This is a genomic window from Microbacterium sp. CPCC 204701 (genome assembly GCF_004010105.1).
Classification (GTDB): domain Bacteria; phylum Actinomycetota; class Actinomycetes; order Actinomycetales; family Microbacteriaceae; genus Microbacterium.
Window position 1 is genome coordinate 1 of the sequence record NZ_RRYE01000370.1, and the last position, 2,855, is coordinate 2,855.

The window sequence follows — 2,855 nt, forward strand, 5'->3', positions numbered from 1 at the left end:
GCGAAGGGCGAGGATCAGCGAGCACGCGCCGCGGCGCGCCGACCGTCATGGCCGGCACGGCCGCCTCGGGCGCAGCCCTGCCGTGCGCCCGCCCCTCCCCCCGCTCGACACGCGCGTGGAGCGATTCGACCTCGCAGTCGGCACCGCCGCCGAGTTCCTCCGGTCGGCGTGGCCGGAGCTGCGCGAGGTGCGCTTCGAGGTCGCCGACATGCCGATGGCGACCGACGCCGGCGGCATCCCGCGGTGGACGGTGCTGCCCGAGGAGAAGCGGATCATCCTGTACCGGATGCCCATCGAGCGCCTCAGCCACCTGCACCGCGACGACGACCTGCATCGGCGCATGATGGTCGAGAGCGCGGTGTTCCGCGCCGCCGCCGAGTACCTCGACCGCGACCCGTGGGACCTCGGCCCGGAGCGCTTCCGGTACTTCTGACGCGGTTCGGTCAAATGGAGCGTCGGCGAGCGTCGACGTGAGCCGCGTCAAGGTCGAGCCGCGTCAGGGATAGACGACGATCTCCGGCGCCGCGGCATCCGCCGGCCACACCGGAACACCCGCGAGGGCGCCGTCGCCGGTGAACGACAGCGACGCGTGCACGGGCGATGCGGGGTCGATCAGATAGACCGTGCGTGACGACAGGCGCGCCGTCATCGCACCGTCGGCGGGGACCGTGAGCTCGAGCCGGAACGCGGCGTCCTCGGAGGTCACGGCGATCACGGCGGGCTCGCCCCTCGGGTTGACGATCGTGAGGGTCGGCGGCGGCCCGTTCGGCACGGCGAACAGGCTGGGCACCGACACCTCGGGCGCAGGCGTGTACCAGGCGAAGTCGGCGCCCGCACCGAACCCCGTCGTCTGCCACACGGCCGCGAGCACGGGTTCCTCGGCGACGACCTCCACCGTGTACGAGCCGACGGCCAGCCCGTCGAGCGCGAGCTCGAGCGGCTTGCCCGCCTCGAGCGGCACCTGCTGCGGCTCGAGCGCCGGCTCGACGCGGCCGATCGCGGTGACGGTCACGGTGGCGGTGGTCGCCGCCGACGGCGCCAGCAGGCGCACGACCGTGGCGGTCTGCGTGATCTCCGGCTCGACGGGCGTCAGGCTCTCGTCGGGTGTCGTCGTCGGCTCGCTCCGGCCGGTGACGCTGATCCCGGTGATCGTCTGCACCGGCGCGGGATGCGGCACCGCGCCGACCTGTTCAACGCCTCCGGGCGTCAGCGTCCGCGTGATGCTGGCCTGCAGCGACGCGTGGATGGGCGCGCCGACCGCGGAGACGCGGATGACCGGGCTCGCCTCGTCCAGCGCGATCCCGGCGAGCGGCACCACCCGCTGGGTCTTCGGGGGGACCACGATGTCGGACGCGCCGGGCGGGATCTGCGGTCCCCCCACGCCGTACACCGTGAGCTCCACCGTCGCCGGCACGGAGCCCGGGTTCGCAAGAAGCACCAGGTCGGCGGCGCCGGTCAGGCCCGATCCTCCGATGAGCCACGACTCCAGCAGCGGCGGGCGGCACGCCGACGCGGCGAAGCCGGCGAGGTCGTCGGCCGTGACGGTCGAGGCGCCGGCGGCGGCGACGTCGATCCGCTGACGGTCCCGCGGCGGAGCCGTGAAGACCACCGGTCCGGAGCCGACGCCGGTCACTTCGAGCACCTGCTCGGCGGCTGGGGGCGCATCGGCGCTCACCCCGCTCGTGACGGACTGCCGAGCCGCGGTGACCAGGGCATCGGCATCCGTCGGATCCCGGCCGATCGACAGCAGCCCGCCGTCGCACGCGGTCACCGACGCGGCCGGCGCCGGTGTCGCGGCGACGCTGACGGGCTCCCGCAGCAGAGTCGGCCAGGTCAGCGACACCGCGGTGACGACGGCCATCGCCGCAGCGATCGACACCACCGTGCCGATCAGCATCCTCGTGCTGGTCGTCGCCCATCGGAACACCCGTCGATCGCTCATCGGCCCTCCTGCCAGTGCGGGCCCACCACACGCGGCGTGCGACGTGCGTCACGCCGGGTCGCAGCCGTCGGCAGAGCCAGCAGCAGCGCGATGCCGAAGACGATGAGCTGGCCGATCGCGATCGCGCGGGCGAGGGCTGTGACGGATGCCGGCTCCTGCGGACGCGGCGCGATGTCGGCGATGACGCGCCAGAGCTCGCCCTTGGCCGTGTCGCCGACCACCACGAGCGTCTGGCGCTGGTTGAGCGCGGTCGTCGCCGACAGCCTCATCATGCGGGCGGCATCGGACTCGGGCGGCGACGGCGACGGCGCGAGGAGGATGAACCCCACCCCGAGGCCGGCGAGTTCCGCCACAGCGTCCTCGGCAGCCGAGGTGACGAGGTCGGCGGCGAGCTCGGCGACGGCCGCGTCCTGCGGTGTCGCCCGCGTGCGGGTCGAGAGCGCCGTCGTCTGGCCGCTGAGCGTCTCGCTCGCACCCCACACGACCTGTGCGGCGACGCCTGAGGCAGTCTGGGGCGTCAGCACCAGCGTGCCGATGTCGGGGTCGTCGCGCCCTTCGGCCGCGACGAACGCGGGCAGTGTGCTCGCCGGGCCGTTCGCGATCGTCGCGCGGTTCTGCGTCATCGCGGTGAGCGAGGGCACGGCGAGGACCACGACCCCGACGCAGACGACGGCGGCAGCGATGCCCCGCACGAGCGCGGCGCGCGGCGCGAGGCCGGCGTCGAGCGTCACCAGAGCCGCCCCGAGTGCCCCCAGCAGCGCGAGACTGAGACCCGCGCCGGGCCAGAGCGGGACGGCGATCGACTGAGAGGAAGCGACCGAGACCCCGACTGCGGCGAATGCCGTGCCCAGCCCAAGCGCGGTGACCACGAGGAGCGCCGTTCCCGCCGCCCAGCGCTGCGTGAGCGGTGCCG

The 2,855-nt window shown here is 74.2% G+C and carries 2 protein-coding genes and 1 pseudogene; 1 reads left to right on the forward strand and 2 read right to left on the reverse strand.

The window, feature by feature from the left end; translation table 11 throughout:
- The coding region (locus tag EIO58_RS15520) for a metallopeptidase family protein (protein WP_446723937.1) at nt 1–433 on the forward strand (433 nt) is incomplete at its 5' end.
- Between the two features lie 63 nt (nt 434–496).
- On the opposite strand, the gene EIO58_RS15525 is transcribed toward EIO58_RS15520, so the two are convergent.
- Both EIO58_RS15525 and EIO58_RS15530 read right to left on the reverse strand, forming a co-directional pair.
- Nucleotides 497–1,942, reverse strand: a complete 1,446-nt coding sequence (locus tag EIO58_RS15525) for a DUF5719 family protein (protein WP_127820267.1) — start codon at nt 1,940–1,942, stop codon at nt 497–499.
- Nucleotides 1,939–2,855 (reverse strand): annotated as a pseudogene (locus tag EIO58_RS15530) (glycosyltransferase); the annotation flags it as partial. The pseudogene EIO58_RS15530 and the gene EIO58_RS15525, both read right to left, overlap by 4 nt.

Coding starts and splice junctions, on each gene's coding strand:
- EIO58_RS15525 (WP_127820267.1), bottom strand. CDS start 1,942: ATGAGCGATCGACGGGTGTTCCGATGGGCGACGACCAGCACGAGGATG.